The sequence below is a fragment of the Psychrobacter sp. G genome, assembly GCF_000418305.1.
Classification (GTDB): Bacteria; Pseudomonadota; Gammaproteobacteria; order Pseudomonadales; family Moraxellaceae; genus Psychrobacter; species Psychrobacter cryohalolentis.
In genome coordinates, this window is the sequence record NC_021661.1 from 108170 (window position 1) to 124564 (window position 16395).

14 protein-coding genes and 1 riboswitch are annotated in these 16395 nt (G+C 43.7%); of the genes, 8 read left to right on the forward strand and 6 right to left on the reverse strand.

Annotated elements, in window-relative coordinates; genetic code table 11:
- Nucleotides 1-47 precede the first annotated feature (47 nt).
- The 3 genes from thiC to argH all read right to left on the reverse strand — a co-directional run bounded on the left by thiC (nt 48) and on the right by argH (nt 4187).
- Nucleotides 48-1934, reverse strand: coding sequence for a phosphomethylpyrimidine synthase ThiC (gene thiC / locus PSYCG_RS00475; protein ID WP_020442481.1), 1887 nt, complete (start codon nt 1932-1934; stop codon nt 48-50).
- A gap of 240 nt (nt 1935-2174) precedes the next feature.
- A riboswitch (TPP riboswitch) is annotated at nt 2175-2298 on the reverse strand.
- A 79-nt stretch (nt 2299-2377) separates the two neighbouring features.
- Nucleotides 2378-2668 (reverse strand): oxidative damage protection protein, encoded by a 291-nt coding sequence (locus PSYCG_RS00480; RefSeq protein ID WP_011512469.1) that lies wholly within the window; start codon nt 2666-2668, stop codon nt 2378-2380.
- A gap of 145 nt (nt 2669-2813) precedes the next feature.
- Nucleotides 2814-4187 carry an argininosuccinate lyase gene (argH, locus tag PSYCG_RS00485; protein ID WP_041772188.1) on the reverse strand — a complete coding sequence of 458 codons (1374 nt, stop codon included), beginning with the start codon at nt 4185-4187 and terminating at the stop codon, nt 2814-2816.
- Nucleotides 4188-4303: 116 nt separating this feature from the next.
- Here argH and PSYCG_RS00490 point away from each other — a divergent pair, with 116 nt between their 5' ends.
- From PSYCG_RS00490 to PSYCG_RS00515, 6 genes are all read left to right on the forward strand, one after another.
- Nucleotides 4304-5455: a sensor histidine kinase gene (locus PSYCG_RS00490; RefSeq protein ID WP_011512471.1), complete on the forward strand. Its 1152-nt coding sequence runs from the start codon at nt 4304-4306 to the stop codon at nt 5453-5455.
- A 196-nt stretch (nt 5456-5651) separates the two neighbouring features.
- Nucleotides 5652-6389, forward strand: coding sequence for a LytR/AlgR family response regulator transcription factor (locus tag PSYCG_RS00495; RefSeq protein WP_020442484.1), 738 nt, complete (start codon nt 5652-5654; stop codon nt 6387-6389).
- Nucleotides 6390-6572: 183 nt separating this feature from the next.
- Complete coding sequence (gene hemC / locus PSYCG_RS00500) at nt 6573-7610, forward strand: hydroxymethylbilane synthase (protein ID WP_020442485.1); 1038 nt, start codon at nt 6573-6575, stop codon at nt 7608-7610.
- A 112-nt stretch (nt 7611-7722) separates the two neighbouring features.
- A complete protein-coding gene (locus tag PSYCG_RS00505; protein ID WP_020442486.1) occupies nt 7723-8700 on the forward strand; it encodes a uroporphyrinogen-III synthase in 978 nt (325 codons plus the stop codon).
- 129 nt (nt 8701-8829) lie between these two features.
- On the forward strand, nt 8830-9780 hold the full coding sequence (locus PSYCG_RS00510; protein WP_020442487.1) for a hypothetical protein: 951 nt from the start codon (nt 8830-8832) through the stop codon (nt 9778-9780).
- A 58-nt stretch (nt 9781-9838) separates the two neighbouring features.
- A complete protein-coding gene (locus PSYCG_RS00515; protein ID WP_020442488.1) occupies nt 9839-10324 on the forward strand; it encodes an acyl-CoA thioesterase in 486 nt (161 codons plus the stop codon).
- A 105-nt stretch (nt 10325-10429) separates the two neighbouring features.
- Here the strand turns inward: PSYCG_RS00515 and ribBA are convergent, their stop codons facing one another.
- The gene (ribBA, locus tag PSYCG_RS00520) at nt 10430-11542 is read right to left on the reverse strand and encodes a bifunctional 3,4-dihydroxy-2-butanone-4-phosphate synthase/GTP cyclohydrolase II (RefSeq protein WP_020442489.1); all 1113 of its coding nucleotides are present in this window, start codon (nt 11540-11542) and stop codon (nt 10430-10432) included.
- Between the two features lie 312 nt (nt 11543-11854).
- The gene (locus tag PSYCG_RS00525; protein WP_020442490.1) at nt 11855-13144 is read right to left on the reverse strand and encodes a replication-associated recombination protein A; all 1290 of its coding nucleotides are present in this window, start codon (nt 13142-13144) and stop codon (nt 11855-11857) included.
- 329 nt (nt 13145-13473) lie between these two features.
- Here PSYCG_RS00525 and PSYCG_RS00530 point away from each other — a divergent pair, with 329 nt between their 5' ends.
- Nucleotides 13474-13971 (forward strand): hypothetical protein, encoded by a 498-nt coding sequence (locus PSYCG_RS00530; protein ID WP_020442491.1) that lies wholly within the window; start codon nt 13474-13476, stop codon nt 13969-13971.
- A gap of 100 nt (nt 13972-14071) precedes the next feature.
- The gene (locus tag PSYCG_RS00535; RefSeq protein ID WP_020442492.1) at nt 14072-15034 is read left to right on the forward strand and encodes a hypothetical protein; all 963 of its coding nucleotides are present in this window, start codon (nt 14072-14074) and stop codon (nt 15032-15034) included.
- Nucleotides 15035-15097: 63 nt separating this feature from the next.
- Here PSYCG_RS00535 and gltA read toward each other — a convergent pair whose 3' ends face one another.
- Nucleotides 15098-16378 carry a citrate synthase gene (gene gltA / locus PSYCG_RS00540; RefSeq protein ID WP_011512481.1) on the reverse strand — a complete coding sequence of 427 codons (1281 nt, stop codon included), beginning with the start codon at nt 16376-16378 and terminating at the stop codon, nt 15098-15100.
- Between the last annotated feature and the right edge of the window lie 17 nt (nt 16379-16395).

The following is a 16395-nucleotide window of genomic DNA, read 5'->3' on the forward strand; positions in this document are numbered from 1 at the left end:
CTTTTTTATATAACTGCCGAGCTTCTTTGTGAGATTTTTCTGTCAGTTTATTGGGTATTTAATCCTTTGGCATACTCACGGACATTCTGAGTGATTTTCATTGAACAAAACTTTGGACCACACATTGAGCAAAAGTGTGCCGTCTTGTGTGCATCTTTGGGTAAGGTTTCATCATGAAATTCGCGCGCGGTATCCGGATCAAGCGCCAGATTGAACTGATCGTCCCAGCGGAACTCAAATCGTGCTTTTGACAAGGCATTGTCACGCGCCTGTGCACCGGGGTGTCCTTTGGCAAGGTCAGCAGCATGAGCGGCAATTTTATAAGTAATAATACCGTCTTTCACATCCTTTTTATTGGGCAGACCCAAATGCTCTTTTGGCGTCACATAACACAGCATCGCCGTGCCAAACCAGCCAATCATCGCCGCGCCTATCGCACTAGTGATATGGTCATAACCCGGTGCGATATCGGTGGTTAAGGGTCCTAGTGTATAAAAGGGCGCATCAGCACAAACTTCAAGCTGCAAATCCATATTTTCTTTAATACGGTTCATTGCCACGTGTCCCGGACCTTCAATCATGACCTGTACGTCATGCTTCCATGCCACTTGCGTCAGCTCGCCAAGGGTACGCAGCTCACCAAACTGCGCTTCATCATTGGCATCTTGCAAGCAGCCCGGACGTAAACCATCGCCCAAACTAAATGCCACATCATACTGTTTCATAATCTCGCAGATGTCTTCAAAATGAGTATATAAAAAGCTTTCTTTATTATGAAACATGCACCACTGTGCCATGATAGAGCCACCACGCGAGACGATACCGGTTAAGCGTCCTGCAGTTAGCGGTACGTATTCAAGCAATACGCCAGCGTGAATGGTGAAATAATCAACACCTTGCTCGGCTTGCTCAATCAAAGTATCGCGAAATATCTCCCACGTTAAATCTTCGGCTACGCCATCGACTTTTTCTAACGCTTGATAAATCGGCACCGTACCAATCGGTACAGGTGAGTTACGAATCAGCCATTCACGGGTTTCATGAATATGGTTACCAGTAGACAGATCCATGATGTTATCCGCACCCCAACGCGTCGCCCATGTCATTTTCGAGACTTCTTCATCGATAGAAGAACCCAGCGCTGAGTTACCAATATTGGCATTAATTTTCACCAAAAAATTACGCCCGATGATCATCGGCTCAGATTCAGGATGGTTGATATTGTTAGGGATAATAGCGCGACCCGCGGCAACTTCACTGCGGACAAATTCTGGGGTGATAATCGCTGGCGTGTGCGCACCAAAAGTCTCGCCTTCGTGCTGGCGCATATCAGTCAGCTCATGCTGTTTTTGGGTTTCGCGGATGGCTATATATTCCATTTCTGGGGTAATAATACCGCGACGAGCATAGTGCAATTGAGTAACGTTACCTACTTTCCCATCAACAGCTTTAGCACGGCGAGGCTTGTCAATATGAGCAAAGCGTAAGTTTGCAGTACTGATATCACGTGCGCGCGCTAGACCGTATGAGCTTGATAAACCAGCTAGCTGTTCGGTATCACCGCGCTCATCTATCCAACCTTCGCGTAGTTTTGGCAGACCTTTGGTCAAGTCAATCGTGGCATTGGGGTCGGTATAGACGCCTGAAGTGTCATACACATAAAACGGTGGATTTTGCTCCCACTCGGACTCGGACACGCCTTGGATAGGAGTAGGGTCTAGGGTAATCTCGCGCATCGGCACTTGAATATCAGGGCGTGAGCCTTCGATATAGACTTTACGAGAGGCAGGCAAAATGCGATGTAGGTCGCGTGCGTCTTCTTCAAAACGGGCATCAGTTTCGCTGCGATGGGCGGGAGTTTTTAGTGCGTCTGCTTTGCTTGCTTTTACAGGGGTATGCGTGGTGGCTTGCGAGCCAATATCTGAAATAGTCATATGCTGTCCTAGCGTGTTGGTTTTTGAATAAAATCAACACCGCCAGTATCTGCGGGGCAAGCCTATCCCATATCGATAAATTCAATCACGAAACAATAATGCTATCAAAATAAATTTTAATAGCATTATCTATAAAGGATTGGTGGGCATCATTTTATTTATTGGCATACAGCAATATAAAGCGCTGCTAGATATGAACAATAATAAGAAGGCATTTCTGCGCGCCCTTTATACAGATATAACATAAGCTTAAGACTTCCCTGCGTCGGTACTAACCGCATCAGGTTCGGCGGGTGGTTTCTCAGCGACCATACGTCAACTGCATATTAAGCAGTCAATATATATCGCACCCCGAGTCTGTCAGTGTTGTGAATCTTCTTAATACTATCAAACTTCGACGACAAGTCCTAGTCATTTACCGATTTGTTAGTATCGTTTCAATATTAACTTTCTGGTGTCCAGCCCTGAGCACGCTCATAATCTTCATTATCTAAAAATTTATCACGCTGCTCAGTCAAAAACTGCTTCGCTTTTGGATCCAGCATACTAAGATGGTTTTCGTTAATCAGCATGGTTTGCTGCTCAAGCCACTCTTTCCAAGCCTTTTCAGACACGGTTTCTTGCAGTTCTTGACCTTTTTTATTCGGAAAAGGCGGATGCGGCATTTTTGGTAACTCTTGCTGATATTTGCGGCAAAAAACGGTATTGGCTTGTGGGTTAAAGGTTTCGGTCATGAATGACTCCTGTTTATAATGGCTTTTTTAATGAGGTTAATAACAAATGATATTACCTAATACTGTACCTGATTATGCTCAAAAAAACACCCGCAACGAAGGCGGGCATTTTTAATAATAAAGCGCTAATACTATTAAACAGATATTAAGCGAATAATTCCAATCGAGTACGACCACGGCTAACGGCTTTTTTGACTTGATTCGGCGCAGTACCGCCCAAATGATCACGCGCGGCAAGTGAGCCTTCTAAGGTTAAATACTCAAACACGTCTTCACCAATCGCATCGCTAAACTGCTGGAGTTGCGCAAGAGATAAGTCGCTTAAATCAACGCCCTCAGCAATGCCCAAAGCGACGGCATTACCGACCACTTCATGAGCATCACGGAACGCCACGCCACGGCGCACCAGATAATCCGCTAAATCAGTTGCAGTTGCATAACCTTTCATCGTGGCGGCGCGCATATTTTCTTTATTCGGCGTGATATTTGGTAGCATATCAGCAAATGCTAGTAATGAACCGGTCAAGGTATCAACACAATCAAATAGCGGTTCTTTGTCTTCTTGATTGTCTTTATTATAAGCAAGCGGCTGACTTTTCATTAGGCTAAGTAGCGTCATTAATTGACCAAATACGCGTGCGGCTTTACCACGAACCAACTCTGGTACATCAGGGTTTTTCTTTTGCGGCATGATAGATGAGCCGGTACAAAAGCGGTCAGGAATCTGCACAAAGTTAAATTGCGCTGACATCCAAAGAATAATCTCTTCGCTCATGCGTGACATATGCATCATTAAAATAGATGCTGCCGAAGTAAACTCGATGGCAAAATCCCGATCTGATACAGCATCTAGCGAGTTTTGGCAAATACCTTCGAAACCTAATAGCTCAGCGGTAATGGTACGGTCAATTGGAAAAGTCGTACCAGCAAGTGCCGCGCTACCAAGCGGCATTTGGTTAATGCGGCGACGGGCATCGACTAGGCGCTCGGTATCACGGTATAGCATCTCAAACCATGCCATGACATGATGACCAAAGCTGACCGGCTGCGCGGTTTGCAAATGGGTGAAGCCTGGCATGATGGTATCAGTATGTTGCTCAGCCAAATCTAGCAAGCCACTTTGCAAGCGCACCAATAGCGCAATGATATTATCAGTCTCTTCGCGTAACCAAAGACGAATATCAGTCGCCACTTGGTCATTACGGCTGCGACCGGTATGCAGCTTTTTGCCCACCGCGCCGACGATATCCGTCAAGCGCGATTCAACGTTCATATGCACGTCCTCTAACGCAATCGACCAATTAAACTCACCGGCTTCGATTTCGCGTAGCACTTGATGCAAACCATCAATGATCGTTGCAACGTCATCAGCTTCCAAGATACCGCATTCTCTGAGCATGGTCGCATGGGCAATTGAGCCTTGAATATCGTGGCGGGCAAAGCGCTGGTCAAAACCAACCGATGCGGTAAAGGCTGCCACAAAGCTGTCAGTCGCTTCACTAAAGCGTCCTCCCCACATCTGCTGACCCTGACTACTAGTAGTAGGGCTGTTCTGTGCGGCAGCGTTTGTTATAGAAGCATCTGTGCTAAACTCAGAAGCAGATGAATTTTTATTTGAATCGGGATTACTAAGGTTTGAAGAATTGGCGTTCATATCAGTCTAAGACAAGTCAAGAGAATAAGAACTCAAGTATAGCAAATGATGAGGTTGCCTTACTAGCGGAGCGCTTAGAGTTTTTTATACCCAAGCTCATGGAAATCATGAAACCTTGGCAATGGCTGCTGGTAATCTTTTTTTGGTCGCTTTTTTTAGCGATTGTCGATCGTCATAGCGTTGTCAATGAAACACAATTTGCCATAAAAATGACGGCAAGATTTATCCAAACCACCTTAACACTACTGCCTTCCTTTTATCTCATTGACTATCTACGCCCTGTTTTTAAACGTATGCGTACATTGAAGGTGAGCTTATATGTTCTGTTCATCATTACTATCAGTGCCATTATCACGTTGATACTGGTTCTGTTATTGATGATCAATACAGGTGCCTTTACCTTTACTCTCACTGCTTTTATTTCAACCGTTATCTTTAATACTTTAATTATTGCAGGATTTACTATTACAGGATTGCTGATCTTTTTACGTCGTTATCGTGAGATGACGGCGTTGAAGCAATCGTTTGAAAAAAAGCTTGCCGCACAAAATGATGTATTAAAAGCGCGTCTGGCACCGCATTTCTTTTTTAATACCATTAATACCTTGATGTCACTGATTGAGACCAATCCTTCTCGCGCTGCCGATTTATTACAACACGTTTCAGTATTATTTCGTGCCAGCTTTAATGGTGCGCGCGAGATCAGTTTTGCAGAAGAGGTGGCACTTTGTGAGCATTATTTGGCCATTGAGACGATTCGATTGGCAGACAAGTTGGTAGTAAGTTGGCAGCTGCCTGATGAAAATATCATGTATGACATGGTCATCACCGCTTTGAGTTTACAGAGCGTGATTGAAAAAATGCTGCTGAATGTGGTTGAGAGGAGCACTGAAACTGTCTATATCGATATTCATGTCACGTGGCTGCAGCACCGTGTGGCAATCACCATTAATGTGCAATTACCTAAAAATAGTTTAATGATCCATCATGATTTGCGCCAACATATGGATTTTCATATTCAAGCGCAGCGTTTACAAGCATATTTTGGTCAGAGTGCAGATATCCAAAGTAGGGTGACAAGCAAACAGATTATGACGACTATCGATTATCCGCTGCAGGACGTTAGCTTATAGCTTTTTTTAACCGTGGCATATTTATTGCAGCATTTATAATATCGCACGAATAGTATGGACGGATAATAAGTCTGATTAAGGTAAATCTATTATCAAAAACCATTATTTCCCTATACTAGATGATAGGTTATAAGTGCTAATATATTATTGATATTTTTAAATATATGTTCAAAGTATGCCCTTGAAAGGAGCTTGCATGCGGATCGTAGTTTGTGATGATGAACCATTAGCTCGTGAACGTTTGGTTAGGATTGTTAAAGAATCAGGTCATGAGGTAGTTGCCCAAGCAAAGACGGGTATCGAAGCCATTACTGCCGTAAAATCTCAGCAGCCAGACATCATATTGCTAGATATTCGTATGCCTGAGATGGATGGCGTACAGTGTGCGCAAGAGCTTGCTAAGCTGCAACATCCGCCCGCAATCATCTTTGTGACGGCCTATGATCATTATGCCATTGCCGCTCTAAAAGCCAATGCTATTGGTTACTTGCTAAAGCCTGCCAATAAAGATGAGTTGCTGGAAGCCCTAGAAAAAGCCACCAATCTCAATGCTGCGCAGCTCAATGAGATTCGTAAACTTGAAAGTCCAACGTCTCGTCCAGTGCGCGAACATATTGCAGCGCGTACCCATCGCGGTGTTGAGCTGATAAAACTCAAAGACATCTACTATTTTACGGCAGATCAGAAGTACGTCAAAGTACGGCACAAGGATGGCATCGTGCTCATTGATGACACCTTAAAAGAGCTTGAGCAAGAGTTTGAAGACAAGCTGTTCCGGGTACATCGTAACGCTATCATCAATATCAAATATTTAGATTTTTTAGAGACTTTAGATGCCGGCCAATATCAGTTACATTTTAAAGGAATTGATGAGACTTTAGCAGTGAGCCGCCGCCATTTACCAGGGCTGCGCGAAAAGATTCAAAACATCTAAGCATGCCTCACTTTGTCTCCTAAAGTAATCACGCCATATCATCAAACCCTTATTTATGCTTAAATAGGGGTATTTTTTTTGCATTATTATCGTTATAAACCATTTTTACGCCCCATCTTGGGCGAAAAACTCACATTATCGTCGAGCAATGACCGTTTAGTATTAAAATTATTGAGGCCTTTTATGAGCACCATGCAGCAACCTGCTTTGACTACCTTAAATATCGCTACGCGCCAGAGCCCACTAGCATTATGGCAAGCTGAGCATATTCGTAATCGATTACTAGCTTTGTATCCTGAGATGACAATTAATCTGCTAAAAATCGTCACTAAAGGTGACAAAATTTTGGATACGCCACTGGCTAAAATTGGCGGGAAAGGTTTATTTGTTAAAGAGCTTGAGCAAGCACTGTATGACAAGCAAGCAGATATCGCGGTGCACTCACTCAAAGACGTGCCCATGGATTTACCAGAAGGGTTGACGCTAGGCGTTTATTGCAAACGTGCTTCACCAACCGACGCTTTTGTATCGAATACTTATCATAGTATCGATGAGTTGCCACAAGGGGCGGTAGTCGGTACTGCAAGTTTGCGTCGTCAGTGTCAAATCAAAGCTTATCGTCCCGATTTGCAAATTAAAACCCTACGCGGCAATGTCGGCACGCGACTAAGCAAGTTAGATGCGGGCGAGTATGATGCGATTATTTTGGCGACTAGTGGTCTACAGCGCATTGAGCTTGATGCACGTATTCGTAGTGAGTTGGATATCAATATTTGCTTGCCAGCGGTTGGGCAAGGCGCATTAGCGATTGAATGTCGTGAAGATGATGCTGACGTATTAAAATTATTGGCACCACTCAATGACGACAAAGCCCGTATCCGCTTAATCGCTGAGCGCGCATTAAATCGTCATCTGCAGGGCGGTTGCCAAGTACCTATCGCCGCTTATGCTATATTACAAAAGGCAGATGCATTGGCTGCTGATAATGATAGCAATGATAATGACAGTGGTAACAACGATGATGGCGATACCTTATGGCTGCGCGGTCGCGTTGGTCAAGAAGATGGTAGCGAGCTGCTTAAGGTGGACAAGCGCCAGACGTTAACAGGCAGTCAAGCTGAGCAAGAAGCCCAAGCAAACCAGTTGGGTATCGAAGTTGCTGAGATGCTATTACAATCTGGTGCTGGTGAGATTTTATCAGCGATCTATCATCCTGAATAGTAGCTAGTCTGTATAACACTGGATCACCATTATCAACTCAGTCATAGAGTTATCATGGTTTAGATGACTCTATGATGGTGCTAACTCTATTTGCTTTTTTCACGGTATATTTATGTCTTGGTCATCATCTAAGTCCACAGATTCACATCAACCAATTAATACGCCATTATTGCTGCCGCAGATCGTCATCAATACACGCCCCGTCGAGCGTGCAGCACCGCTGACGCGACATTTACAAGCGGCAGGTTTATCGGTCGTTGATATGCCGATGTTGACACTGCAACCGCGTTTGACCACTGATAGTGATATGATACTGATGCGCCAATGGCTAGCAGGCGAGTATCAAGCATTGGTCATCGTGAGTCCGACAGCGGCAGCCTCAGGTTTGGCTATTTGGCAGTTGCTTGAGCGTGAGCACCAAGCTAATGGCGCGACTGATAAAGAAGTAGAAGGTATAAAAGGTAGCTCTAATATTTTAGTAGCGCCACGCCATCTGATTGCGGTTGGTGAAGCGACTGCTGCTGTGTTAAATGAGGCAAAGTTATCAAACGCCAGTTATCAAGTACTGCAGCCTGCTATTGCTAATAATGAAGGTATGCTGGCGATGCCTGAAATTGAAAGCTTGCAGGCGGGGGATAAGCTGCTCGTGTGGCGAGGTCTTGGTGGACGACGATTATTGGTCGATACTTTGCAAGCGCGCGGTGTGCATATCGATAGCATTGCTTGGTACGAGCGCAAAATGCCTATTGATGCCATGATGCAGTATCAGCAATGGCTACAAGGTTTTAATAGTCAGAATGTGACATCTGGCATAACCGCGTCGCAGCAAGTAAAACCCATTGTCATTGTAAGTAGTGGTACCGCATTTGAGCATTGGGAAAGTATCGTTCAGGCTGCCAAAACATTCGATGTAGCAGCAGAACACCAAGTAATGTCAGTCAATGCGCCACTTAAACTATCAGACTTTTCTTATGTGGTATTGGGTGAGCGCTTAGCCAATATGGTTGCTGAACAAAATTTAAGTTATTGGCGCGTAGAGGATTTGGCGCCAGAAACCATTCTCACTGCTATTAAGAAAACCAGCTTATAATATTTAACATATAGTTAATTTGAGATAAAAAAGAGCAGTTTAGCGTAACGTGCTACTACTCTAAAATTACTTAAACTACTTGCTCAACTGTTTACGCTTAACCTTATCAATCATGAACGGTGTGGCCTTATGCCAATGAATTCTGAATCGTTATCGAAAGATCCTTCTGCTCTTCAGCAGCGCCGGCAAGCAAATATGTTCTTGTTGCGCTTGCAATGGGTGGTTATTTTATTGTTGATAGGCGTCTTACTGTGGCTATATATCAGTCAGCAGCGTTTTCAGCATACGGTCAATGAGCGCTTGCAAAGTAATGAGCAAGTTGTCAGCCGTTTAAATGAGATGGACGACCGCTTATTTGCGATGAGTCAACAAACGCTGCCAGCGACTAGTGCAGCGGTCAATAGCCAAGCTCAAAACCAGTTAGATTTATTGCGTATCCAGATACAAGCTGCTGATAGGTTGCTGGCAGACAGTAATGGCAGTGCGGCGATTGATTTATTGCAAGGTCTACATTGGCAGCTTTCACAAAAAAGTAACGAGATTGCGCCTGCACTAACGGTCGTCATCAAGCAAAGCTTGGTTAAAGATATTGAGCGTTTACAGGCGAGAAGTGCTCAACCAAGCTCTTGGCAGCTGCAAAACCTTGCGATTCAAAATATCCAAGATTTTTTATATCGCCATGAGCGCGCTGCTAATACTGAGCTCAACAGTACGTCCCAGAAAAACACAGCGACGAGCCAATTTACTGACAATAGCCGTTTAACGCGTCGGCAGCTGACGATTCATGAAGCCATCATGACCTTAAATCTAGCTAGCCAAGCCAGTAACATGCATGATCGTGATCAGTTAGTCATGTATTTAAATCAAGCACGTAAGCAGCTGCAAACGCTGATGCCTAAACAAGCAGAATCACAGGTTTCTATCGATAACAAGCAACAGTCAGACAAAAATGACTTGCAGACCAAATCCTCTCCTAGAAATATGCCAGAAGTGATCGAAGGTTTGGATAGACTGATTGTCAATGCACCAAAAATATCGCCATTATTAACCTCACAGATTTTAAATAAGCCGCAACGTTAATGTACTACTGATTTATGAGATTATTTTAAAGTATTATAAAAATAAGAGACAGGCAGTTATGGAACTTTTCAATCAAACATCTATCATTGATAATTTGGACAATCATCGTCCTGAAGAGCTAGCGCATTATCCTATTATCCATCAGCAGCCGATTCATTGGGGTGAAATGGATGCCTTTAATCACCTAAATAATGTGGTGTACTATCGCTACGCTGAGTCAGCCCGTATTGGCTATTTGCAGACGCTGGGCATGTTTGATGGCAATATGGTTACGGTATTGGCACAATCAAGCTGCCAGTATTTGCGCCCAGTGATTTTTCCTGATACTTTGTTATTAGGCGTTCGTTGCCAGCGTTTGGGTACCACCAGCATAGTAATCGAGTACAGCTATTATAGTATGGCACAAGCTGCCATCGTTGCGACCGCTGAGGCAGTGATAGTGCGCTTAGAGAGCAATGGTCAAGACAAAAAGCCATGGACGAATGAGGAGCGCGAACGACTACTAGCTCTAGAAGCAACGTTCGGTCATATCCCACAACTCTAAGTATGATGCTTTGTGATTAAGCTTTGAGCAAATAATAAAAAAGGCGCACCAACCTAAGCTGATGCGCCTTTTTTATTGATCATAAGTTTCTATTAATTAAGCCTATTAATCTTGCTTTGGTGCATGGACAAAATCAACCACGTTCAAATCAAAACCTGATAAGGCATAAAACTTCATCGGTGAGGACAAGAGGCGCATATCACGTACCCCTAAATGACGCAAAATCTGTGCGCCAACACCAATACTGCGATATGGTTGCTGTGTGATGGTAGACAGAGCTTCATTCAATGCCGCCTTATCCAAAGCATCACCTAGGTCAGTCGGCTCATGATTGCCAATCCAAACCAAGACACCACGCTCTGATGCACTGATCTCTTCTAATGCTGAGCGTACGCTCCAGCCGCTACGACCAGTGGTATCATTTTTGGCAGCGAATAAATCGCGTAGAGGATGGAAACCATGGACGCGAACAGTGCTAATACCTTGACTCACATCGCCTTTAACCAAAGCTAAATGGGTTTCAGTCGCACCGAACTCACGGAAACGATGTAAGATAAAAGTGCCATACTCGGTCTCAAACGGATGCGATGCAATTTCTTCGACAGTTTGCTCATTAGCAATACGGTAGTTAATCAAATCAGCAATCGTACCAATTTTTAAATCATGTTCCTTTGCAAATACTTCAAGATCATCACGGCGTGCCATGGTGCCATCCGCATTGATAATCTCTACAATCACCGCTGCTGGCTCAAGTCCGGCAAGACGTGCCAAATCACAACCTGCTTCGGTATGTCCGGCACGATGTAAGACACCACCATTCTGTGCCATGATTGGGAAAATATGCCCAGGCTGAACGATGTCTTCTGGTTTTGCAGAAGAGGAGACCGCTGCTTGAATGGTACGCGCGCGGTCAGCGGCTGAAATACCCGTAGTCACGCCTTCAGCCGCTTCAATAGAAACGGTAAAATTGGTACTAAATTTTGCTTCATTACGATCAGACATGAGTGGCAGTGCCAACTGCTGGCAACGTGCTTGTGACAAGGTCAAACAAACTAAGCCACGTGCATGAGTAATCATAAAGTTGATATCTTCAGGGCGCACGTGGGTCGCTGCCATGATAATATCGCCTTCGTTTTCACGGTCTTCATCATCCATCAAGATGACCATTTTACCTGCACGAATGTCTTCGATAATCTCAGGAATCGCATTTAAACTCATAGGATGTCTCAATATTTTATTATATAAATAGGTGTCAATATGGGATATAAAGCGTTGTCTGCCTATTGTAGCAGTAGATGCGACAAAGCGCTGTTGTGGTCAAGCAAAACGCACTGGATCAAATAGATCAACTGTAGACGTTATCTAATCATTGCTTATACATCATTATGAGGACATTTTAACGCTTTTCATCCCACTGTGCTGCCTCATCTCGAAACTATATAGGCCAGTCTGTCTAAAACCGTGATTAGTATCACTAATGGTAACGACAATTGATAGATCAGTGCATATAATCAGTCATATTTTGAATGATTAGTCATTACTGGCTGCTTGGTCTTTCAGCCAATCGATAAACTGCTTGCTATGCTGCTCACGCTGATTGTCTGCAAATTCATAAAAGCGCGTACCGATTAAATTGTCTGGTAAATAACTTTGCGCATAATAATGATTGGGATAATTGTGGGGATAGACATAATCTTGTCCATAGCCTTGATTGCGCATTAATTTGGTCACGCCATTACGTAGGTGTAGCGGCACAGGTGAGGCGTCTTTTTCTGCCAAGCTCATCGCAGCATTGATAGCGTTGTAAATACTATTACTCTTGGCACTGGTTGCCAGATAGACCACCACTTGCCCCAAGATAATACGTGATTCTGGCATGCCGATGGATTGCACACTGCGCAATGCCGCATCAGCAAGGAGTAGAGCATTAGGGTTGGCATTGCCGATATCTTCACTGGCCAAAATGACCAAACGCCGCGCGATGAAGTCAGCCGGCTCGCCGCCCACCAGCATACGCGCCATCCAATATAGTGCCGCGTCAGGATCTGAGCCCCGTACTGACTTTATCATTGCTGATACCATATCATAATGCTGCTCACCATCTTTATCATAGCGTACGAGTGCAGTCTGTGCTACCCGACCGACCAATGCATCGTCGATAATGATCGGTGATTGCTTGGTATCAGCCGTTTGAATCGCCAGCTCTAATAAATTAAGGGCTTTTCGTGCATCACCATGTGCCAACTGGCTAATCGTATCTTGCGCCTGCAAATCGACCGATAGGTTTTTCAGTATATTATCTTCTAAAAGCGCCCGCTGTAATACGGCACTGATTTGCTCAGGCGTCAGCGGCTCTAGGCGATACACTTGGCAACGTGATAACAGCGCATTATTGACACTAAAGGAAGGATTTTCAGTGGTCGCGCCAATCAAGGTGATATCTCCAGACTCTACTGCACCAAGTAGCGCATCTTGCTGAGCTTTATTAAACCGATGAATCTCATCAATAAAGACCACAGGCGACTCAAAACTCAATGAATCCTTACTGTCTAATACTTCACGCAACTGCTTAACCCCAGTATTTAAAGCAGATAGTGCATGGAAAGGTCGTTCAACGGCATCCGCCAAAAGCATAGCGATGGTTGTTTTGCCAATACCTGCTTCCCCATGCAAAATAATAGACGGTAGGTGTCCTTGCTCTACCAAGCGCCTTAGCGGAGCACCTACTGCTAACAAGTGCTCTTGACCAATAATGGCATCAAGCGTGGTCGGGCGCATACGCTGGGCAAGGGGTGTATCAGCATGAAAATTAGGTGGCATAAAATTCTCTATAGCTTCTGTGATTCAAGGCTTTTTATTGTAAGATTAAACAGTTGTCCATAATATACGAACTCAAATTACTGCTTTCCATATTTGTCTTTATAATGCTGTCCTTATTGCGATTAAGCAATAAGTCATAAATAAGATAATAATTCATGATGTCTTTAACATTATTATAGAAGCTAGGCTAACGCAGATTCACGTTAATAAAAGTCAGCTAAATGTACAGCTTATGTCTTTAACGCTTTACTTATATCTATATTATCCCTATTAAGGTGTTAACTAACTTTACGAAAATGATAGATCACAGATAAAGGATGATAGTAGTCATGTTGCAGTCGATTTTTAAGCGTCTATTAAATCGTAGTTCGGTATCTGCTAACTTAGGAACTGCTAAACAACAAGCGCGGTCTCTTACTGAAGGTGAAATTACTCTTGCACGTTCGGTTTTTGGTGACAGCCTCAGAATTGATGACGTTCAGCTGAAAACAGCATGGTGGGTACTCAAACATTACGCTGTGAGTCCTAATGGTCATATTTATTTTCATGCATCAGATTGGATAGATGATTTCAGCCAAGCACCATTGGGCAAACAAGGGTGGCTGATACATGAATTGACACATGTGTGGCAGCTGCAACAAGGCTTGAAGGTGGTACGCGGTGCTATTATCGATCGTCGCTATAATTATGTACTAGAAATGGGTAAGCCTTTTCTTAAATATGGTATCGAGCAGCAGGCACGCATGGTACAAGACTATTTTGTCCGTCGTCAGCGCGGACAATACTGTCAAGATCTTGCAGGCTGTATTCCATTTTTAGTGGTTTAATTGCGACTAATCTTGAGCCTAGTAGACCATACCGCGACTGATTCTTAACCTTTATATAGCTATGTGATATTTTTGTTTTTAACACAGGAAATAAATTCAGATGTTTAAATTTTGGCTAGTAAAACATGATAATGGTGTTTATGGTAACCTTACCAATAAAGGTATTGAGTGTCCACAGCACTCAAATGCCTTACTGGCGGCGGCATTGACTGGTGTCTTGTTGTTAAGCGGATGTCAGCAGCAAGCAGCAGAAGAAAATGTAGCGGATAAGCCCCAAACCAGTGAGCAAACAAGTGAAGAAGACAGCCAACCGATGCCGCAAAGTGATTCTGCTGCCGCACGTATTGAGCAGTTCCAACCTTTATATGTTACCCAGTTTCAGGCATTGCAGGGGCGTCTGCAAGCAGAGTACGAGTCGCTACAAGCTGCTGATATCGCAGACAGTGAAAATGCTTTATTAATCGATGAGCCTACTGTTGCAACTGGCAATAATCAGCCAGTTGACAGCTATCAAGGAGCTATAGCTGCTACGCCACAACTAACACAAGATCCGGAAGCAGCTGCAAAGGATGTAGCAAATGGCAACTCTGCGACAGATACTGACATAAACGATGAAATCAACACCAGTACCGAAGTTGGTGAGCGCGATTTAACGGTGTTAAAGCGTATTAGCTTAGAGCCACGTAAGCCTGTGATATTAACTGAAAAGCAGATTATAGAACGCTATGAGCAAGCAATGGAAGCGCTTTATCAGCCAGTGACCACGCCACTGAATGCGCAGGATACGGATACTTTGATTAATATCGCCACCTTAGTACCACAGCTTTTTGAAGATGCAGAAATTGCTGGAAGAGTCAGTGCTAAAAGCCCTGCATTGGCACGTTTAATTATTCAGCATCAAGTTTGGGAGCAGATAGAAGCCCAGCAAGTACTAGATATGCAAAAAATGAAACAAACCCAACAACAAGAATTTGAGATGCTGATGGCAAAATTCAATGAAACGATTGAAGGTTATGATGAACAAATCGCTAAATATGAGCAAACGCTAAAAGAATTTAAGTAGTCCGTTAAATTTAGCCATAAAAAAATCTCGCACATGGCGAGATTTTTTATTCATGTTTAAAAACTATTTACGGTCTTCAACTTTAACGAAATCGCGCTGCGTTTCACCAGTGTATAGCTGACGTGGGCGACCGATTTTGAACGGTGCGCTGTGCATCTCTAACCAATGGCTGATCCAACCAGAAGTACGAGCTAGTGAGAAGATAACGGTAAACATTGACGTTGGGATACCGATGGCTTTAAGGATAATACCAGAGTAAAAATCAACGTTTGGATACAAATTACGCTCAACGAAGAACGGGTCTTCTAAAGCGATTTTCTCAAGTGCCATAGCAAGCTCAAGCTTAGGATCATTGATACCCAATGCACCTAGTACTTCGTCACAAGTCTCTTTCATCACTTGTGCACGTGGGTCAAAGTTTTTGTAAACACGGTGACCAAAGCCCATCAGTTTCACTTCACGGCTTTTCACTTTTTCCATGAACTCAGGAACGTTTTCTACTGAACCGATTTCATCTAGCATCTCAAGTACGGCTTCGTTAGCGCCGCCATGTGATGGTCCCCAAAGGGCGGCGATACCAGCAGCGATACAAGCGTAAGGATTGGCGCCAGTAGAACCTGCTAGACGTACGGTAGACGTTGAAGCGTTTTGTTCGTGATCAGCATGCAAGGTAAAGATTTTGTCCATAGCACGCGTAATAACGTCGTTGGTTTTATAATCAACATCAGCAGGTGTGGCAAACATCATGTATAAGAAGTTTTCCGCATAATTGAAATCATTACGTGGATACATGAACGGTTCGCCTTGTGAGTATTTATAACTCATTGCCGCAAGTGTAGGCATTTTAGCGATGAGACGAATCGCGGTAATTTCACGATGTTCTTCATTGCTGATGTCTAAATCTTCATGATAAAACGCAGATAAGGCACCAACGACACCAACCATAATTGCCATTGGATGGGCGTCACGACGGAAGCCTTCAAAGAACTTACGCAATTGATCATGAACACCAGTATGCTTACGAATTTTTTCAAAGAAATCGGCTTTTTGCTCAGCGTTAGGCAGATCACCATGAATCAGTGCATAAGCCACTTCTAGATATTCTGCATTGTTTGCTAACTGGTCAATAGGATAGCCGCGATGCAATAGCTCGCCTTTACCACCATCAATGAAGGTAATTTTCGATTCGACAGGAGCAGTTGCCATGAAGCCTGGATCATAGGTCCAGTAGCCAGCTTGTTGGAAAGCAGCAACTTCGATAACTGACGGCCCTAAAGTACCTTCAGTAATAGGAAGTTGGTAGTCCTTACCATCTACGGTCAATGTGGCTTGATTATCAGCCATAATTTAATCTCCATTGT

Coding starts and splice junctions, on each gene's coding strand:
- thiC (WP_020442481.1), bottom strand. CDS start 1,934: ATGACTATTTCAGATATTGGCTCGCAAGCCACCACGCATACCCCTGTA.
- PSYCG_RS00480 (WP_011512469.1), bottom strand. CDS start 2,668: ATGACCGAAACCTTTAACCCACAAGCCAATACCGTTTTTTGCCGCAAA.
- argH (WP_041772188.1), bottom strand. CDS start 4,187: ATGTGGGGAGGACGCTTTAGTGAAGCGACTGACAGCTTTGTGGCAGCC.
- PSYCG_RS00495 (WP_020442484.1), top strand. CDS start 5,652: ATGCGGATCGTAGTTTGTGATGATGAACCATTAGCTCGTGAACGTTTG.
- hemC (WP_020442485.1), top strand. CDS start 6,573: ATGAGCACCATGCAGCAACCTGCTTTGACTACCTTAAATATCGCTACG.
- PSYCG_RS00505 (WP_020442486.1), top strand. CDS start 7,723: ATGTCTTGGTCATCATCTAAGTCCACAGATTCACATCAACCAATTAAT.
- PSYCG_RS00510 (WP_020442487.1), top strand. CDS start 8,830: ATGCCAATGAATTCTGAATCGTTATCGAAAGATCCTTCTGCTCTTCAG.
- PSYCG_RS00515 (WP_020442488.1), top strand. CDS start 9,839: ATGGAACTTTTCAATCAAACATCTATCATTGATAATTTGGACAATCAT.
- ribBA (WP_020442489.1), bottom strand. CDS start 11,542: ATGAGTTTAAATGCGATTCCTGAGATTATCGAAGACATTCGTGCAGGT.
- PSYCG_RS00525 (WP_020442490.1), bottom strand. CDS start 13,144: ATGCCACCTAATTTTCATGCTGATACACCCCTTGCCCAGCGTATGCGC.
- PSYCG_RS00530 (WP_020442491.1), top strand. CDS start 13,474: ATGTTGCAGTCGATTTTTAAGCGTCTATTAAATCGTAGTTCGGTATCT.
- PSYCG_RS00535 (WP_020442492.1), top strand. CDS start 14,072: ATGTTTAAATTTTGGCTAGTAAAACATGATAATGGTGTTTATGGTAAC.
- gltA (WP_011512481.1), bottom strand. CDS start 16,378: ATGGCTGATAATCAAGCCACATTGACCGTAGATGGTAAGGACTACCAA.